The sequence below is a fragment of the Acinetobacter sp. TR11 genome (assembly GCF_027105035.1).
Classification (GTDB): domain Bacteria; phylum Pseudomonadota; class Gammaproteobacteria; order Pseudomonadales; family Moraxellaceae; genus Acinetobacter.
Genome location: NZ_CP114256.1, coordinates 321,040 through 339,833 on the forward strand (window position 1 = coordinate 321,040; position 18,794 = coordinate 339,833).

At 35.0% G+C, this 18,794-nt stretch carries 17 protein-coding genes; 11 read left to right on the forward strand and 6 right to left on the reverse strand.

What is annotated here, in order from left to right; translation table 11 throughout:
- Nucleotides 1-87 precede the first annotated feature (87 nt).
- The 10 genes from O1450_RS01450 to O1450_RS01495 all read left to right on the forward strand — a co-directional run bounded on the left by O1450_RS01450 (nt 88) and on the right by O1450_RS01495 (nt 10,540).
- Nucleotides 88-978 carry a metal-dependent hydrolase gene (locus O1450_RS01450; protein ID WP_241306546.1) on the forward strand — a complete coding sequence of 297 codons (891 nt, stop codon included), beginning with the start codon at nt 88-90 and terminating at the stop codon, nt 976-978.
- Nucleotides 979-1,157: 179 nt separating this feature from the next.
- Complete coding sequence (locus O1450_RS01455) at nt 1,158-1,748, forward strand: LemA family protein (protein WP_269229441.1); 591 nt, start codon at nt 1,158-1,160, stop codon at nt 1,746-1,748.
- Between the two features lie 85 nt (nt 1,749-1,833).
- A complete protein-coding gene (locus tag O1450_RS01460) occupies nt 1,834-2,841 on the forward strand; it encodes a TPM domain-containing protein (RefSeq protein ID WP_442865408.1) in 1,008 nt (335 codons plus the stop codon).
- Nucleotides 2,835-3,395 (forward strand): TPM domain-containing protein, encoded by a 561-nt coding sequence (locus O1450_RS01465; RefSeq protein ID WP_269229443.1) that lies wholly within the window; start codon nt 2,835-2,837, stop codon nt 3,393-3,395. The genes O1450_RS01460 and O1450_RS01465 overlap by 7 nt, the downstream gene beginning before the upstream one ends.
- Before the next feature lie 415 nt (nt 3,396-3,810).
- Nucleotides 3,811-4,203 carry a pilin gene (locus O1450_RS01470; RefSeq protein ID WP_442865409.1) on the forward strand — a complete coding sequence of 131 codons (393 nt, stop codon included), beginning with the start codon at nt 3,811-3,813 and terminating at the stop codon, nt 4,201-4,203.
- 94 nt (nt 4,204-4,297) lie between these two features.
- Entirely contained in the window at nt 4,298-6,244 is a 1,947-nt protein-coding gene (locus tag O1450_RS01475) for a hypothetical protein (RefSeq protein ID WP_269229445.1), read from the forward strand.
- Nucleotides 6,244-7,101 (forward strand): glycosyltransferase family 2 protein, encoded by an 858-nt coding sequence (locus O1450_RS01480; protein WP_269229446.1) that lies wholly within the window; start codon nt 6,244-6,246, stop codon nt 7,099-7,101. The genes O1450_RS01475 and O1450_RS01480 overlap by 1 nt, the downstream gene beginning before the upstream one ends.
- 99 nt (nt 7,102-7,200) lie before the next feature.
- A complete protein-coding gene (locus O1450_RS01485; RefSeq protein WP_269230390.1) occupies nt 7,201-8,349 on the forward strand; it encodes a lipopolysaccharide biosynthesis protein in 1,149 nt (382 codons plus the stop codon).
- Nucleotides 8,330-9,529, forward strand: coding sequence for a hypothetical protein (locus O1450_RS01490; RefSeq protein ID WP_269229447.1), 1,200 nt, complete (start codon nt 8,330-8,332; stop codon nt 9,527-9,529). Before O1450_RS01485 ends, O1450_RS01490 begins: the two co-directional genes overlap by 20 nt.
- A gap of 197 nt (nt 9,530-9,726) precedes the next feature.
- Nucleotides 9,727-10,540, forward strand: a protein-coding gene (locus O1450_RS01495; RefSeq protein ID WP_269229448.1) for an IS5 family transposase whose coding sequence is annotated in 2 segments (ribosomal slippage) — nt 9,727-10,109 and nt 10,108-10,540 — 816 coding nt in all. Because the reading frame shifts where the segments join, the coding sequence is not laid out codon by codon here.
- Nucleotides 10,541-10,586: 46 nt separating this feature from the next.
- On the opposite strand, the gene O1450_RS01500 is transcribed toward O1450_RS01495, so the two are convergent.
- The 5 genes from O1450_RS01500 to O1450_RS01520 are packed head-to-tail and all read right to left on the reverse strand — an operon-like array spanning nt 10,587 to nt 16,415.
- Complete coding sequence (locus O1450_RS01500; protein ID WP_269229449.1) at nt 10,587-11,231, reverse strand: class I SAM-dependent methyltransferase; 645 nt, start codon at nt 11,229-11,231, stop codon at nt 10,587-10,589.
- Complete coding sequence (gene wecB, locus O1450_RS01505) at nt 11,221-12,333, reverse strand: non-hydrolyzing UDP-N-acetylglucosamine 2-epimerase (RefSeq protein WP_269229450.1); 1,113 nt, start codon at nt 12,331-12,333, stop codon at nt 11,221-11,223. Before wecB ends, O1450_RS01500 begins: the two co-directional genes overlap by 11 nt.
- Before the next feature lies 1 nt (nt 12,334).
- Complete coding sequence (locus O1450_RS01510) at nt 12,335-13,363, reverse strand: glycosyltransferase family 4 protein (RefSeq protein WP_269229451.1); 1,029 nt, start codon at nt 13,361-13,363, stop codon at nt 12,335-12,337.
- Entirely contained in the window at nt 13,360-14,499 is a 1,140-nt protein-coding gene (locus O1450_RS01515) for a glycosyltransferase family 4 protein (protein WP_269229452.1), read from the reverse strand. The genes O1450_RS01510 and O1450_RS01515 overlap by 4 nt, the downstream gene beginning before the upstream one ends.
- Nucleotides 14,496-16,415: an acyltransferase family protein gene (locus O1450_RS01520; protein WP_269229453.1), complete on the reverse strand. Its 1,920-nt coding sequence runs from the start codon at nt 16,413-16,415 to the stop codon at nt 14,496-14,498. Before O1450_RS01520 ends, O1450_RS01515 begins: the two co-directional genes overlap by 4 nt.
- A gap of 164 nt (nt 16,416-16,579) precedes the next feature.
- On the opposite strand from O1450_RS01520, the gene O1450_RS01525 reads away from it, so the two are divergent.
- On the forward strand, nt 16,580-18,214 hold the full coding sequence (locus O1450_RS01525) for a PglL family O-oligosaccharyltransferase (RefSeq protein ID WP_269229454.1): 1,635 nt from the start codon (nt 16,580-16,582) through the stop codon (nt 18,212-18,214).
- Between the two features lie 53 nt (nt 18,215-18,267).
- Here O1450_RS01525 and bfr read toward each other — a convergent pair whose 3' ends face one another.
- Complete coding sequence (gene bfr / locus O1450_RS01530) at nt 18,268-18,732, reverse strand: heteropolymeric bacterioferritin subunit Bfr (RefSeq protein ID WP_269229455.1); 465 nt, start codon at nt 18,730-18,732, stop codon at nt 18,268-18,270.
- Between the last annotated feature and the right edge of the window lie 62 nt (nt 18,733-18,794).

Consider the following 18,794-nt stretch of genomic DNA (forward strand, 5'->3'; position numbering starts at 1 on the left):
AAATCTTGTAAGCTTTTTTGCCCTGTCGCTGATCATTTTTCAGCATGATACTCGAAGACCAATCAGGAAATTGTGCAGGCAATAAAGATGGCTCTTGCAAATGTGAATGCTGAAAAAACCTATTTAAATAGACCAAAAGCTTTGGGTATTACGGTACGTCGTTTGCAGTTTAATCCAAAAAAAATTAAACGACATTATTTCGCTAATTCTCCACTAATGTCACATCTCTTAACCGCTTTGTCTTCAACATTTCCAATCGGTGAACAATATTTTGTAAATAGCGTGAGGAATGTTAGGGATAAAGTCCAAGAGCCACAGTTACAAGCACAAATTGCAGCATTTATCGGGCAAGAAGCGATGCATTCTAAAGCACATACTGAATTTAATGATGCATGGCGAAGAGATGATTACAATCTAGACCGTTTTCAAGCGTGGCTTGCAAAACGTGATGACACACTGAGAAATATTCACCCTAAATTACAGCTTGCGTTGACCTGTGCATTTGAACATTTTACAGCGATGTTAGGTGGTTATATTCTGAAGCATCCAGAGATTCTAAGTACTTTAGATGATGATGCGATGAAACTTTGGGTGTGGCACGCGATTGAAGAAATCGAGCATCGCTCGGTTGCTTTTGATGTCTATCAAGAGGTCTATGGTGATGACCGAATTCGTCGCCTGTTGATGCGTAGCGTGACCACTGGATTTGCAAGTCTCACTTTTTATGCAACATCACGTTTAATTTGGCAAGATAAGTGGAAAAGTTTGCCAAAAGTTGGTGGCAATGTATTTGGGATGTATTTGCTTGGGAAAATGTTTATTCAACTGATTCCAGAATACTTGTCTTATTATCAAGCGGATTTTCATCCTGCAAAGCACGACTATACAAAATTAGTGAATTATTGGAAAGCACGTATGGCAGATGAGTATGGTATGGTCAGTTTTCAAGAAGAAAAAGTTTCAAAATTATACAGTTAATCTATTTTTATAAACATAAATGTTGTGCTTAAAAAGGCATTACTCGAGGCCATTGAGTAATGTCTTTTTTATTTAAATACGTATAAAGTAACTTTAATAAATGTTACACAGCGAACAAAAAATCACATTACAATGAATTATTGCAAAAAATATAAAGAAAAACCTGAGGATAAATTTTTATGAAAGTTATTAAGAAAACCGCATTAGCAACAGTATTAACAAGCACCTTGTTGTTCACAGGTTGTGGATATAATACTTTACAAGTGAAAGATGAAGCCGTAAGTGCTTCATGGTCTGAGGTGCAAAACCAATATCAACGACGTGCTGACCTTGTTCCAAATCTTGTCAATGTCGTGAAAGGTTACGCTAAACATGAAGAACAAGTACTGGTAGAGGTGACACAAGCACGTTCCAATGTTGCGGGTTTAAAAGTGGATAAAGAGGTTTTGGAAGACCCAGCACTTTTTGCAAAATATCAACAAGCGCAAAGCCAGTTGACAGGTGCATTATCTCGTTTGATTGCAGTTTCAGAAAGTTATCCTGACTTAAAAGCCAATGAACAATTCCGTGATTTACAAGCACAATTGGAAGGTACAGAAAATCGAATTGCGGTTGCTCGTAATCGTTATATTACGACAGTGCAAGATTACAACTCATATGTGCGTCAGTTCCCACAAGCAATGACGGCAAAAGTGATTGGTATGAAAACCAAAGAGAATTTTAAAGCAGAGCAATCTGCGCAACAAGCGCCAACAGTTTCATTTAATTAAGATTTGAAATTGTTCTTGATGGGTTTGGAGTTGCCATATGTTGGAAGAAATTAGACAAAAACTTAAGCAGCTTTCGGCTGTTCTCATGATTGTTTTTGTAACACTATTTTTTCAACATACAGTTTGGGCTGAGGTTGCGACTGCAACAGATGAAACTGATTTAGTTGTTGCAGGTAAAATGATTCAGCAGCCACAACAAAATCAATTACAACCAAGCACTACAGCACAACAAGCACCTATTTTACCACAAGTTGCGAATGATATGGCTGAGGGTGAATCCATACGTGGTTTACCAACTTTAAATCAGCCCATCATAGATCAAGCCAAAATATTAAGTGAGGCGGAAATACACCAACTCAATCAAAAAATACTGACGTTGTATCAGCAGGGTAAAGCCCAGATTGGGGTGATTATTGTACCAACTACTGGACAGGAGGCTATTTTTGATTTTGCTTTACGTACAGGTGAAAAATGGCAATTAGGTTCTGCTAAACGTGATAATGGTTTGTTGATGGCAATTGCAGTCAATGATCGCAAAATTCAGATTCTAACAGGCTATGGTCTCGAAGGTGTTTTACCTGATGTGGTACTGAGCCGTATTATTCGTAATCAAATTACACCTTATTTTAAACAAGGTCAGTATGCTCAAGGAATCTCATCAGGTTTGGATGAGATAAGCCAGATTGTAAATCAAGATCCAGAAATTGCACAACAGGCTGCCCAAGAATTAAAAGACCGTCATGAACAAGCTTTACGTGAGCAACAAGCGAAAGATAATACGCTAACTATGGCGCTATTTATCCTTATAGCCGGTGTTGTGGGTTCATTCATTGTTGGCAATCGTTTAAGCGCTGCGACGGCTGGCGTTACCGCTGCTGCTGCTGGACTTTTAAATGGTGCAGGTATTTTGATGAGCTTATTGCTTGGTTTTGGTATTTTCTTTTTACTGATTACCTCACTAGCTCAGCTTATTTTTCAAGCTTTTCTATCTGGAGGGGGACGAGGTGGCGGTGGTTTTGGTGGAGGAAGCGGTGGCGGATATAGTGGCGGTGGTGGTAGTTTTGGTGGAGGAGGAGCATCAGGTTCATGGTGACAAAGACGGATACAACAGAAATCATTACGCAATCGAAACTGGAAGAATATGCACAACCTAGTCTAAAACGCTGGTTCAAACATTTTTTCTATATTTCTTCGGCACATCGTTTTTTCAATAAAAAAGATCGCTTAGATATTGCACAAGCTGTGCAGCAAGCCGAAAAAGGGCATGTTGGGGAAATTCAAGTGGTAATAGAAGGGCATATACCATGTTCACAGGCTTATCATCAAAACACACGGCTACGTGCTCAGCAGCTATTTGCTGAATTAGGTGTATGGGATACTGAATTGAATAGTGGGGTTTTGCTTTATTTGAACCTTTGTGAGCGCAAAGTTGAGATTGTGATTGATCGTGGTCTTAAAAATGCGACTCAAACTGAGATTTGGAATCAGATTTGTCAAAATATTGTCTTTCAACTTGCTCAAAAACAACATCTAGAAGCTATAAAAAATGGAATTGCTGAGATTGGTCAAGTATTGGATCATTATTATGTTAATTCTAAGATAGATAACAAAAATGAATTGCCAAATGAGCCTATCATTCTAAATTGAACGATTTAATAGTTTTATGATCTTTTTGACACATTGATAGTAGGCCTATGTAGTAAATAGCTCTGTAAAGAATCATTTCTGAAAATAAATCTTTTTATCTTCCGATAAACGGTTATGTAAATATTCATAATTTTTATGTGATTTGTTTCGCTCAATTTTACGCCTCTTCGATAAAAATCATGCTTAATTGGTACGTAGTTTGAAAATAAGTTGTGAAAGGTGACGAATATTGTCACATATTGTCATATATTGGAATAACTGGGTTGTTTATCACCAATAATAATATTCTTTTAAGTCTCTGTTTTTTTGAGTTAAAATTGGCTAAGCTAAGGATTGGCATAGAACATGCTAAATACAAAGTAGCTGAATAAAGGCTCATAAAAATTTATATCATTGGAGAAATGTTATGAAATCAATGCAAAAAGGTTTTACTCTTATCGAATTAATGATCGTTGTAGCGATCATTGGTATTTTGGCTGCATTCGCAATCCCTGCATATCAAGATTACATCGCACGTTCACAAGCAACTGAAGGTGTTGCTATGGCGAGTGGTAAGAAAACTGATGTAACAGACAACTTGCAGAATGGTAGTTGTGGTGGTGGTACATTTAGTGGTAAGTATGTACAGTCTATGGTAATTAGTAATGGTAATGCGCCATGTACGTTTACGATTACTTATAGAACTACTGGGACTTCAGAGTTAATTAGAACCCAGACTTTAGTATTAAGTATGGGTAATAATGGTTCTTTAGTTAAGTCAGGTGGTACTATTAACAATAAATATGTACCTAAAGCAAACTTACCTTAATATTTATTTGTATCAAATATAAAAATAGCCCTACAAAGGGCTATTTTTATTATAATTTAACAAAAAATTTAAATATATTGGATGTATGGTTAAGATGTTTGAATCAAAAAAAATATTACCAATAGGGGCTTTAATATTTAGTTTGTTATTTACTTTTCTTATATATTATCCAGGCTTAAAAGGCGGTTTTCTTTTTGATGATTATTATAATTTAGCTGAAATAAGCCGCTATGGCGATCCTCATGATTGGAGTGCAGCTGAAAAATTTGTTACAGAAGGTGGTTCTGGACCGACGGGTCGACCTATTGCTTTAGCTAGTTTCTTATTACATATAAACAGTTGGACAGAAGAAATGGGGTGGTTGGGAAATGCTCAACCCTTTAAGCAAGTCAATTTATTTATTCATTTACTCTGTGGTCTACTATTGTTTTTTGTAACACGCTTGTTGTTACGTAGTTATGGTTATGCAGAACAAAAAATCACATGGATTGCTTTATTAGCAACAAGTTTTTGGCTATTACATCCCCTATTTGTTTCAACTACTCTTTATGTCATTCAACGAATGGCACAATTACCACTATTATTTAGTTTGATTGCAATGATTGGCTATTTAAAAGGTCGTGCACTAATTGTGCATAAACCTTTGAAAGCTTATTTCATTATGACCATATCGATTGGTTTAGGTACAATATTGGCAACCTTCAGTAAAGAAAATGGTGCATTATTACCTTTATTAATTTTGGTTATTGAATTTTGTAACCCCAAGCGAGATGGAAAACCAATTTTGCTATGGAGGGTTATTTGCCTTTGGCTGCCATCTTTACTAATTGCTGCCTTACTTATTCATTATATTGATTTTTCAGGAAACCCTTGGTCAAATCGTACATTTAATCAGATTGAACGTTTGTGGAGTGAGGGGCGAATTTTAACCGATTATTTAAGGTGGTTGTGGATTCCTCGTATTGAGGGTACGGGACTGTTGCAAGATGGTTTTCTTGTTTCTAAAGGTTGGTTAAGTCCTGCTTCTACATTATATTCCGCTTTTTTCTTATTATGTTTATTGATTGTTGGTTTTGCTGTTCGTAATAGATATCCTCTAATTGCACTGGCAATTTTGTTCTTTTTTGCAGCTCATTTAATAGAATCTACGGTAATAGGTTTAGAGCTATATTTTGAGCATAGAAATTATGTAGCTGCTATATTTATGTTTTTACCCCTAGCTGCTGGTTTGAGTAGTTTATCTGAGAAAGTAAAACCGAGTATTGTTATTCTGATTAGTGTCTTGATACTAAGTGTTTTGTCATTTATGACATGGCAGCGTACTATGTTGTGGGCAGATACTGATAAATTACAAATGTACTGGGCACAGAATAATCCTAATTCAGAACGTGGATTGGTCTTTATGGCAAATTATTGGGCTAGCCATGGAGAAAATGAAAGAGCAAATCAGCTATTAGTTGAAGCATCGCAAAAACATCCTGAAAGTGGCTTAATCGCATTTCAACTATTATTACAACAGGTGAATGATAAAACCGTAACAGAACAGGACTTTGTTAGTTTACAGAAAAAAATACCTCAACAGCGTTCTGATCCTCAAGTGATGATACGTGTACGAGATATTGTTGTGAGTATTGTTAGTGATCAACAGAAAGTGGTTGATGCTAGAGTGATGATGAAAGTGTTAGATGCTTTCATGTTACCAAATTCAGCATATCGAGATATACCGAACTTAGATGCTATGATTCTTGTGTTAAAAGGTTTGTTATTTGTTGATATGGGAGATGTTTCAAATGGTTATGATTCTTACCATAAAGCTATTTTACTAAATCCAGATATTGATAAAGCTCTTGCTATGGTGTCAGATCTAGGTAACCATGGATATCGTCAGCAGGCTTTGCAGTTGTTAGGTGTTGCAGAGGCTGAGTATGTTAAACAGCCAGATCTAATGCTAGCAAAACCAAGAGCATATTCTAACGAACAAATTGTGCAGTTAAGGCAAGCAATACAAATAGACTTAAAAAATTCTGAGGATAGTAATTGATGGCAATTAGTGTGGTGCTGCCTGCTAAAAATGAAGCAGCTGCAATTGGACAAACAATTGAGAAGATTAAGCAGCTGCAGGCTATTGATGAAATTGAAATTATTGTAGTAAATGATGGTTCGACTGATTCAACCAAAGTTGTTGCTGAGCAGGCTGGAGCAAGAGTTGTATCGCATCCATACTCTAAAGGAAATGGTGCCGCAATTAAGACAGGAGCTAGGGAGGCTATTGGGGACATTATTATATTTATGGATGCCGATGGGCAACATGATCCACAAGATATCCCGCGTTTGATAGAGAAAATTGGGCAAGGTTATGATTTGGTTGTTGGGGCAAGACAAAAAGGTTCACAAGCAAGTATTGGTCGTGGTATTGCAAATAAGCTCTATAATAATTTAGCAACTTATATGACAGAGCATCCAGTAGAAGATCTTACTTCTGGTTTTAGAATTGTGCGAGCAGATAAATTTAGAGAGTTCTTATATTTATTACCAAATGGTTTTTCTTATCCCACCACCAGTACGATGGCTTTTTTTCGTGCAGGATATTCTGTTGGTTATGTCCCTATTCATGCGGCTAAACGAATTGGAAAAAGTCATATTAAGCCCATTAAAGATGGTGTAAGGTTTTTCTTGATTATCTTTAAAATAGCAACACTTTTCTCGCCATTAAAAATGTTTCTGCCAATTGCCATGATTTTATTTGTGATGGCAACAGGATGGTATGGCTATACCTTGTATGAATTCGGGCGGTTTACTAATATGAGTGCGTTACTTTATACAGGTAGTGTAATGGTGTTCTTGATGGGGTTGATTAGTGAGCAGATTACGGCGTTGATGTATAAGGATAGTCAATAATTTTTTATGGGCCCAATCGCTTGCTCTACATTACGCACCAGTGTCGTACTGGGTTTACGTTTACTCATCCAAGCAGGTACTTTGCTTGTCATCGCCCGCATGCTTGGACCCGACCAATACGCTGCTTTCGCTGGCATAGCAGCTTTAGCCGTATTACTGGGTACGTTTTCAACTTTTGGGACGCATCTTGTTTTGTTTGCTGAGGTTGCCAAAGATCCAGAGCGACGGTCACATGTACTCAGCTATGCTGTACCGACGACGTTGATCACGGGCAGTATGCTATTTTTTGTTTATATTACCAGCTATCTGTTATTTTTTCAAAATATTGGATTATCTGGGTCGATTATATTTTGTATTGGGCTAACGGAAACCATACTGCTTCCCTTGCTCTTGATTCCTGCCACCGAAGAGCTGGCGCTTGAAAAAACCGCCCGTTCGCAACTATTGATGATTTTTCCTTTAGCTTTACGAACTTTAGCAGCATTCGTGATCATGCTGCTCGCGGTATCTCATCCTTTGGTTGTCTTTGCTTGGCTATACTTGATTAGTGCGGTAGTGGCATTATTCTGTATGAAATGGTACAAACAAAACGCTTGGCTTAATCCTCACCAGTGGCAACTGGCAACCCCACCACAGCTTAGACATAGTGCAGGCTATGCCACATTGGCACTTACCGCTGCAGGACCTAGCGAGCTGGATAAGATGCTGGCTGTAAAGCTACTGCCTCTAGGGGTAGGCGGGCTCTATATTGCAGCCTCAAGGGTAGTGGGTGCTGCCACTTTGCCTGTCACCGCCTTATTACTGGCGGCATTACCTCGATTATTCCGAGGGCAGCTTGAGACAAAAGCACAGTCAGAACGGTTGAATCGTTGGATATTGGTCTCGGTGCTGGTATATGGTGTTATTTTGGCTGGGCTGTTATGGTTGTTTGCACCGTGGGTAGAGTGGCTATTTGGGCAACAATACCAAGGTATTACTCAAATCCTACAATGGCTCTGCTGGGTTGTACCTGCTCTTGCGCTTAGGCTTAGTCTTGCGAGTATGTTAATGGCAGTAGACAGACCTTGGGCTAGAGCAGGTGTCGAAATTTTTGGTATGCTTGCACTTGTTGTTGGGGCTGTTATTCTTTATCCTTTGCTTGGTGTGGTCGGTATGGTATGGGCACTGGCTATTTCGGAATGGGGAATGGTGGGTATAAGTTTATTCATAACTATTAAAGGGAACCAAAGTGAAAGTTCTTATAATTAGTAAACACCTTCTAAACTTAACAGACGCTCAGTCACAACAAACTCTTGCTTTTATTGAAGCTATGCAAGAAATTTGTGAGCGAATTGACATTATAACCGCAACAACTATTCCTGCTGAACTATCTTCGTTAAGCTATCTTACTCAAAAAAATACTACAATCTATACCAATAATGCAGAGTGGATTACTAATGGAAATAGTTTATTTGATAAAATAAAGAGAAAAATACATAGAAATATATTAGCGATTATGGAAAGTAAATGGGTTATTAGCTCTCAAATTTTAGCAAATAACCTTGATTTAGAATACAATTATTCAGCAATTATTAGTATAGGATTACCTATCGAATCTCATATAGTTGGATTGAAACTAAAAAATAAATCTAAGTGGATAGCTCATTTCAGTGACCCATGGCCAGAATCTATTATGCCAAAACCCTATTCAGACTATAGTATACCTATAATAAATAAATTACAGAAAAATGTGGTAAAAAAAGTTCTCAACTGCGCCAAAATCATCACATTTACTTGTACACAGAGCAGAGATTTATTTCTAAATCATTACAGTTTTGATGCTAAAAAATCATATATTCTCCCACATATAGCTCCTAATCCAGTATGTTCAGTGAGAAAATCAGAAGATTCTTTTTTGATAACTTATGCTGGATCTCTTTCTAGGGAAAGGTTTTTCTCTGATTTTTTCATTGCTATTGCTAACTTACCTAAAAGTAGTAATATTGTAATTCAATTTATTGGTTATATTCACGAAAATGCAATCAATTTAATCAAAAATTTAAATATAGAAAATAGATTTATAATTAGAGGTCAATTAAATAAAGAGGAAACTTTAAGGTATATGCAACAATCCAATGCTTTATTGTTAATTGAGGCAAAAATGGAAATATATCCATTTTTACCAAGTAAATTGGCAGACTACTCAGCTATAAAAAATATACCTATATATGCTGTAACTGGTGAAAATTCAGCTACATCAAAACTAATATTAAAGTACAACGCTGGTTTTGTTTCCACATATAATAAAGATGAGATAAAAAATACTCTACTAACAATGGAAAAAATAAAGTTCGAACGAAACAATAAAGCAGAAAGCCTTTATGATTTTTTCAGCCAACACAATGTAAAATATATTATACAATACATTATTTCTAACATAATCGTGTAATCTTTATCAAATATAAAAATTAGTTCCAAATATATTTATGCTTTATTAAATTAATTCTATGTATTTAAATACTATCTGGAAAGTAATCCTGCAAAAATGATTTTTACAGGATAGCCAGATTTGTAAGCACACCAAGTAAAAACCAAAGTATTAAATAGACCTCTTGCGAAAGTATAAAATCGTTTATACTATTTTCTATGAGATATGAAAATTTAACACGATTTAATGATGAAGAATTTAAACGTTTAGTTGGGGTTCCTCGTCCTTTATTTTCTAAAATGATGACGATTTTAGAAAATTCTGAGCGCGCAAAGAAAAAATCTGGGCGTCCGCATTCTTTAACTTTAGAAGATCAATTATTATTATCTTTGAATTACTTACGATCATATAGAACACAGCTAGAATTATCAGTTGATTATGGTATAGCTGAAAGTAATGTTAATCGCACGATTCAAAAAGTTGAAAATGCCCTGATTCAATCTCGATATTTTGCTTTACCTAAACGAAATCAACATGTGGCAAATGATGATTTTGTAATCATAGATGTTACAGAATCACAAATTGAACGTCCCAAAAAAACAAAGAAAATTCTATAGTGGGAAAAAGAAGAAGCATACATTAAAAACACAGGTTATTTTTAGTCCAAAATTAAATCAAATTGTGAGTATTCAAGTTGAAATAGGGACAATGCATGATCTTAAAATAGCTCGAAAATATGCTAAAGAATTTGCCAATTTTACATGTGTTTTGGGGGATTTAGCCTATAAAGGGTTCAAAGAAATAAAGAGTAAGTTATTAATTCCAATTAAAAAACCAAGGAAAATGAGCTTACCGAAAGAAGCTAAGCAAATCAACAAGGAAATAAGTCGTCGTCGAATTCCGATTGAACATATCAATTCAAGACTTAAAGTCTTTCGTATTCTGAGTGAACGATATAGAAATAGACGAAAAAGATTCGGATTAAGAGTAAATTTAATTTCTGGGCTTATCAATTGGATGATCAAAAAATAACTTTCGCAAGAGGTCTAATGTTTATTTTCTGAATCCAATTTAATACTTATCTAATCTGCGATAAACAAAACATAATTTGTTTAGCCCTAGGTCTAATATTTAGTTTAAAAAAATATCTAAAAATATTTTTAATTCTTAGTTTAAACAATCTAAATCCATACTCACTCCACCCTCTTGAGTAAAAGGTCTTAAACCACAAAACACCTAAACTGTTAAAGTAATCTTCACTATATGAATTAATGTGTTCTCCAAATAGAGGAGATTCTTGATATGGTACAATTATATATAGTTTTTTAGTTTTTTTTAAAATATTTTCTGCAAGATAAAGGTCATTACTTAAATGTTCAAAAACATTTGAGCTAATTATTACATCAACATTGGGTATATCCTCAGCAGTTCCACAAATAAACTCAGCTAAATTTCCATATTTTTCTCTACATTTATCTATGGCTATAGAGCTAATATCAATACCTATTAGCTTGGCTTTTGGGAAGTTTTTTCTATAGATAGGCATTGCATCACCCAAACCACAACCAAAGTCTAAAATTATTCCGTCAAAGTTTGGTGGAAGTTCAAGATAGGGAGCTTGATCTTCGGCAAAGTATTGGGTCTGCAGCCTACCATTCCATTTCTCCCAATTATGGGTAAATCTATTATCCCAGTACTGTTTAGTATTAATATTAACCATCATTTAAAACTCTACAAATTAATCGCCCTGCTTTTCCATCACCATAAGGCATATATACCTTAGCCATACGCTGGTAATATTCCCTATCATCCAATAAATTTTTAGCACTTGAGATAATATCATGCACTTCTGTACCTACTAGTTTTGCCACACCTTCCATAACAGGTTCTGGGCGTTCTGTAGTTTTTCGCAAAACAAGGACAGGTTTACCTAGAGCGGGTGCTTCTTCTTGTACGCCTCCGCTATCTGTCATGATGAAGTATGCAGCCTGCATAGCAGATACAAACTCGAAATAATCCAAAGGCTCTACTAGCTTAATTCTAGCATGCTTCCCGAGCATATCATGTGCTAATTGCTGTACATTTGGGTTTGGGTGTACTGGATATAAGATATGGACATCCGAATATTGGTCTAAAATCGCCAAGACTGCTGTAAAAATATTTTTTAGTGGCTCACCAAAACTTTCTCTACGGTGTGCCGTAAGCAATATAACCCGTTTATCATTCTGTGCGGATGGTGCTGGATGTGTTTGTACAGTTTGTAGCAATGTATCAATACATGTATTGCCAACCACATAGATTTGTTTTGGACTAACACCTTCTTGTTGTAATGCCTGAGATGCCGACTTTGTCGGAGCAAAGTTCCAGCGAGTAATGTGAGAAACCATTTGCCGATAACCTTCCTCTGGAAAGGGTTGCTCAAGGTTATACGTTCTTAGCCCTGCTTCTATATGCCCAAAAGAAACGTTTGTATGAAAAGCTGCCAATGCTGCACCAAATACAGTTGCAGTATCTCCTTGTGCTAATACTGCATAGGGCTGCTCTTTTTGAATAATCTCTTCTAGAGTGGGTAACATACGAGCAAGTACTGTAGTAAGCCCTTGATTCGCCTGCATCAAGTTTAGATCGTAGTCGGCTACTATACCAAACCGTGTCAACATCTGATCCAATAGATCTCGGTGTTGAGCTGTTACCACAACCACACAGTTAGCCCAGTCACTATTCTTTAGTGCTCGGATAACGGGTACCATTTTTATCGCTTCAGGGCGTGTACCGAAGATACATATTATGGTTCTATGCTGACCTGTTTTTAACTCTTCTTTCATTCTAATAACTCATGCTACCTTTACTTGTTATATTTTTATAGAATTCGACATATTCATCTACCATTTTAGTATGTGCGAAAAAGCTGCAAGCTCTAAGTCTAGCCTTTTGACTAAACTGCAGCCCCCCTTTATCTATTTGCTGTACAGCTTGTACAAAATTTTTTAGCAAATTTTGTGTGCATAAATACCCTGTTACCTCATGCTCTATAACATCATCTACCGCTGTTCCTCTCATAGCAATTACAGGTAAACCACACGCCATCGCCTCAGCTACTACTAAACCAAACCCCTCACTTCGAGAAGGGAAGAGTAGTGCATCTGAATTTTGCATTTCCAGAATCACCTCTTGCTGGCTGAGTCGCCCCAAGTCATACATATTATTTGGCATATTTACTTTGTCTTTTTCAGCAGCCGCACCGCCAGTATAATATAGCTCAAACCCTTCTCCTAGTTCTTGCATAATGGGTGCAAGCAAATCTACCCCTTTAAGCTTACGCCAAGCTCCTACATATAAAAGACGAAAAGGTTGATCTTTTTGTTTATCTTTCATTTTAGGGTGGAATAGCTCGGTATCTACGCCATTATAGATAACCTGTATTGGAACATCGCACAATGTTTTTTTTGCCACATCTGCAGCAAATTGGCTAACAGCCGTAACGCGTGCTGCTTGTCGCATAACACGCCGTTCATTGGGTGCGATCCAGTATCGGTGATACAAGGCTCTTAGCAATCCTTTGTAAGGGCGCAGTTTTGGGTCATGTACAGAGTGGTGTAGCGTCGCAACAACTGGTAAACTCTTAGGCAAAAACCGATGATGCAGCCATGTATTTACATGTACTATGGTTGCCCATTTTGGGGGAGATGGAATGGGTACAGTCCAAGGTAGATATTCAGCTCGTAATGGTAACCAAGTTATTTCTGCTTTTATTCCTTGTTTATTTAATCCTTCTACTAATCGTTCTGTAAAAACATCTGTACCAGTATGTGTTCTTATTGCAGGGAACCATATAGCTGGTTTGCTAGTTGTCATAAATTATCCATTAAAGACTGTAATTTACTTTTTAAATTATACCAAGAAAATTGTTCAGCATAGTTCTTGCATAGCCTTTCGTTTAATACAAGTTCATTTTGCAAAAGCTGTATTGTAAATTTATTAAACATAGAATAACTCTGATTTTTAATTAAATATCCTGTCTCTGCATGTTTAACAGCATCCACAATTCCTCCTGTAGCAAAAGCGATTGTTGGTATACCGTGTGCTGCTGCTTCAATAGCAACCATCCCAAAACCTTCAGGATCATTGGGAATATTTTTAACAGGAAAAATATGAATATCTGCTAGATAATACCAAGAAGAAAGTAGCTCATCATCAGAGATATTGCCAGTGAAAAGTATATTATTCTGAATATTATATTTTTTTGCTGCAATAAGGATCGACTCTTTGCTTTGTAGGTTTTTATTTAATGATTGAGATGGAGTATCACCAATAATCACTAATATTGTATTTGGACAAGATTGAATAATTGTTGAAAGGCTATTTTCTATAAATTCAAGAATACCCTTACGTGTTGTTAGGCGACCAACAGAGATTAGAATTTTTTTATCTTCCAGTTGAAACTGTGCTTTTAAAATATTTATAAGATTTTGATTTTTGTTAGGGGCAGGGAAACTTACTCCTGGAAAAATAATTTCTAGTTTATCTTGATGGACTCCTTTTTGCACACAAATATTAGATGTTGGAGTGCTATTCGCAATTATTTTATCAGCCATTCTAATTGAAGGAACCCAAATTAAATTATAGATTGGGTTGTCCGTCCCTATATCTAATCCATGGATGTAGACTAAACTTTTCTTACGGAAAATCTTAGCCCAAAAAACAGTAATTGGGGCTGTTAAGCCACTACCAGCAAATAAAATGTCTGGACGTTGTGTTAAGCAGATCCAAAAAGTTTTGATAAAAGCTAATATAAGGAAAAAAAATAATGGATTTAATTTTACTCCGTAAAATGAGACTTTTGCTGGTACAATTTTTCTTGCATCAAGATGGCTAATCAGCAGAACATCATGATCCGTAGATAACTCATCTATTATATGCCAATTTAAGCGTTCCATACCTCCAATAAGAGGAGGTAAATTGCGTGTAATAAATAAAATTTTTTTTTTCAATTGTTATGACCTTGCAAAAAAGGATTGGTATGCTTTTGAAGGTAAATTTTACCTAAAATACTTGAACCTTCATAGGTTAGATGCTGTTGATCTCGATATAAAGAAGTATTTTGCAGTGATGAAAAGCATTCCTCTTTATTGCAAATGATATCTGTAAAATCAATTACAATAAGTGATGGGAATGACTTTTGCAGTTCGATTAGCATTCTTTGCCATTCAGTAAAATCACTGTCATGCTTGATCCGAGGGAAATTACAGCTTTTTTTGAATGATCGAAGATGGCAATTTACGTCAACATCCATCAAAATTGGATTGTCATTAATGATAATTGGTTTGGCTCCAGATTGTATAATAGATAAAATGGTTTTTTTTAGCCCCCAATAAAAAAATTCTTTTGACTTTGATTTGTCGATAAAATTATTATTTTTTCTTGAATAAATACTTCTTTCCCAATTATGTGGAAAATATCCGCCCATAACCACATATTTAAAATTATTGTTATAAATATGTTTTTCTATAAATTTGTTTATATTATAAAAATTATCCTCTTTTTTGATTTCTTTTGTTTTATTGTTTATTGTATATCTATCTAAATTTATTAGATATGCTGTGGAAGAATATGTTATTTCATAACCTTTCATATTTGCATCTTTGGCAAATATATCAATCATTCCTGACTGAGAATTTGAATGACTATCACCAACTAAGAGGATATCTATATTTGTTTTTTTTATTTCTCCAAAATAACAACTTTCAATTGGGTGATTATTATTATCTATGCATTTAATTGATGTTTCAGAAGTGGTAGTGTTTTTACTATCCTTTAATTGGTAATTTCTGTATTGGTATATGCTAATAATTATTATAGCTGGAAAAATGAATAAAAAAACAATTATTATATTGTTATTTTTAAAAATATTTTTAATTTTCTTTTCAATTAATTCATAGCTAAGTATGGAAAGCATTATTGTTAGTAGGAAAATTATAATTTTTTGGTTTGTATCTAAATTTAAGGATAAAATTGTAAAATATGAAATAATTGGCCAATGCCACAAATACATCGGGTAGGATATTTTTCCTATATATTCAAGTGGTTGTAGGATTTTATATTTTACTTCTGTACCATAAGTAATATATATGGCAGAAAGTATACATATAACTGCTGCATTGTATGATGGGAATATGGATTCATTATTAATAAAGACATTTGTAATAAAAAGTAATATGATTGCAATAGATGCTATTGGAGTTGAATATTTTTTTAATACTATATGTGGTTTGTGGAAATTAATGCAAGCACCAAGTAGAAATTCAAAAAGGCGAGAAGTTAATAGATAGTATGCTTTAATGGGGTCTTTAACTGCGTAAATATGTGAAATTAAAATTGATACTAAAATTGTAATTGTTAATAATATTAATATAGTTTTATTTTTAAATTTAAGCAATGCTATTAATGTGAGTGGCCAGATTAAATAGAACTGTTCTTCTAGACTTAAAGACCATAAGTGAAGTAATGGAGTGGTTTCAGCATTAATTTTGAAATAATTTCCTAATAAAATCGAGTAATAAATATTTGAATTTAGTGTAATTGCTGAAAGTGCAGTTTTAAACAACTCATTCAATTCCGTAGGTGTTAGAATGAGAGAGAAAACAATTATTACGGTGAAAACAACCAAGAAAAATGATGGTGCTAAGCGAGAAATGCGTCTGCTGTAAAATGATTTAAGTGAAAAGTGCTGGGTTGTTAATTTTTCATATTTTATATTTTTTGTTATGAGATATCCTGATATGACTAGAAATATATCTACACCAATAAATCCTCCATTAAAGTAAGGAACTTTAAGATGGTGTAAAATCACCAGTAAAACGGCTATTGCCCTTAATATATCAATGTGACTCAGGTAGCTTTTATTCATAAAAATGCTATATTTATCTTCATTTTACATAAGATACTGATAAATATATACTATTTTTTTTGTTGTGTCATTTTAAATTAAAATTCAAATTGAATACATGTGAAATTAGCATGAATGTTAGACTCATCATATAATCTCTAGATAGCTTTTCCTTTGAGCAAAATATGTTTTTCCTGAGCCTAATTCTGTCAGCTGCCTTATTTAGTTTTGCTTGGCTGTCACCATTTCATACCTATCCCTGGGTGACATTTTCTAGTGAGTTGGCAAGCTTCGGAGCTGCGTTGGCGTTACTAGGTGTTCTGTTCAAACAAAATATTAAAATTCCTAAACCACAACTTTTGATGTTGCCTTTGCTTTTGATTCCTATATTTCAATGGCTATTTGGACTCGTTCCAGATTTTAGTGTGGCATTGCTAAGTTTTTCATATGTTTTTATGTTCTGGTTGATGATGATAGGTGGATATAACCTGTCCTCTACATCTGAAAATCGTCAACGCTCTATGCAAGGGGCGAGTTATGTAGTACTAAGCGTTGCTTTTATAAGTAGTTTGATTGCGATTGTTCAATGGTTGAATCTAGAGTCAAATTTTAGTTGGATTATTCAGCTCAAAGGAAGCCGACCATATGCGAATTTTGGTCAACCTAATAATTTAGCTACATTTTTGATTGTAGGTTTAATGGGTGCGTTGTTCTTATATGAAAAGCATAAAGCATCTTTGTGGCTACTTATTCCATCAAGCTTATCTATCTTATTTGCGATTTGCTTAACGCAATCACGGACTTCTTGGCTAGTCTGTATTTTTATTTGTATCTATTGGGTGATTAAGCAATATAAGAATAAACCAAGGCTTAATTTTATTAAGTTATTGGGTTGGGCTGCTACGTATTTTTTAATTGCGGGCTATTTATTGCCTATTATCGCACAATTCATGACGATAAGTGTTGGAGAGGCGGTAACCCATACAGCATCACTAGCAGAACGTGCAGGTTCAGGGCATGAGCGTCTTGGGATGTGGATGCAAATTATACATGCCATAGGTGAGCGTCCGTGGTTTGGTTATGGCTGGAATCAAACAAGTGTCGCGGTTGTGGAAAGTATCCATTTTAATACCGTACAAGTTTGGTTTAATAGCGCACATAATATCCTGTTAGATCTGTTGGTTTGGAATGGTTTGCCATTAGGCTTTTTAATTATTGCTTACTTTGCGATTTGGTTGTTTTGGTTAAGTAAAAATGCAAAAGATACTATTTCGATTGTAGCAATATTAATGGTCAGTGCAATTTTGATTCATGCAATGTTGGAGTTTCCGCAGCGTTATGCTTACTTTTTATTGCCAATCGGCTTTTTGTTGGGGTTGATTCAAGCCCAAACGCCAAATTTAAACGGTGTTAGCTTACATCGGAATATTATTCGTTGTGTATGGCTCATTTCTCTGATTGTTTTACTGTTGATTTGGCGAGATTACAAACTGTTCCAAGATAATAGTCAATTGGTTTTTAAGCAAAAAACAGCTTCAGAAGAGATATTGGGTAGTTCTAAAATATTGATACTCACTCAATTTCAACAACGATTAGATTGGATTGCTTTAAAGCCTCAGACATTGATGTCCGATTCAGATCTTAGCGTAATTGGCGAAATGGTTGAAAATAAGGCTACACCTTATAATTTAAAAAAATATGCACAATTACTTGTTTATAATCATAAGCTTGATGAAGCGGAGCAACAATTATTTGTTTTGCAACAATTGTATAAGCAAAAAATAAGCTTGGCAGAAATTATGGAATTAAATAATAAATAAACTTGTAAAATTCATCTACTTTATCTTTTAAGGGATAAAGTAGATGGCATGCTTTAAATTTGGCTTTGGATATAGTTTTCGATGCCAATATTTTCAACTAAATCAAGTTGCGTGTCGAGCCAATCCCAATATTCTTCTTCTTTCTCTAAAATTTCCTGAACTAAATCACGTGTAACGTAGTCTTGTTGTGCTTCAGCAAGTTCAACAGCTTGTTTAATCGCTTCAATGTTTTCTTTTACTTTACGAATGTCGCAATTGAGGACTTCGATGGTATGTTGCCCAATATATAACTTACCTAGATGCTGTAAATTAGGTAGGCCTTCTAAGAATAAGATCCGTTCAATGACCTTATCAGCGTGTTTCATTTGACGAATTGATTCTTTATATTCAGCAGAACCAAGTTTTTCAATTCCCCAGTCATTAAACATACGAGAGTGTAAAAAATATTGGTTAATTGCAGTTAAATGGTGATAAAGCACCTGATTCAGTTGATTAATCACGTCTCGATTGCCTTTCATTGCACTTACTCCATAAACACCACGTGATGCCCTAGTTGCTAAGGCAATTTATATGATTTTAA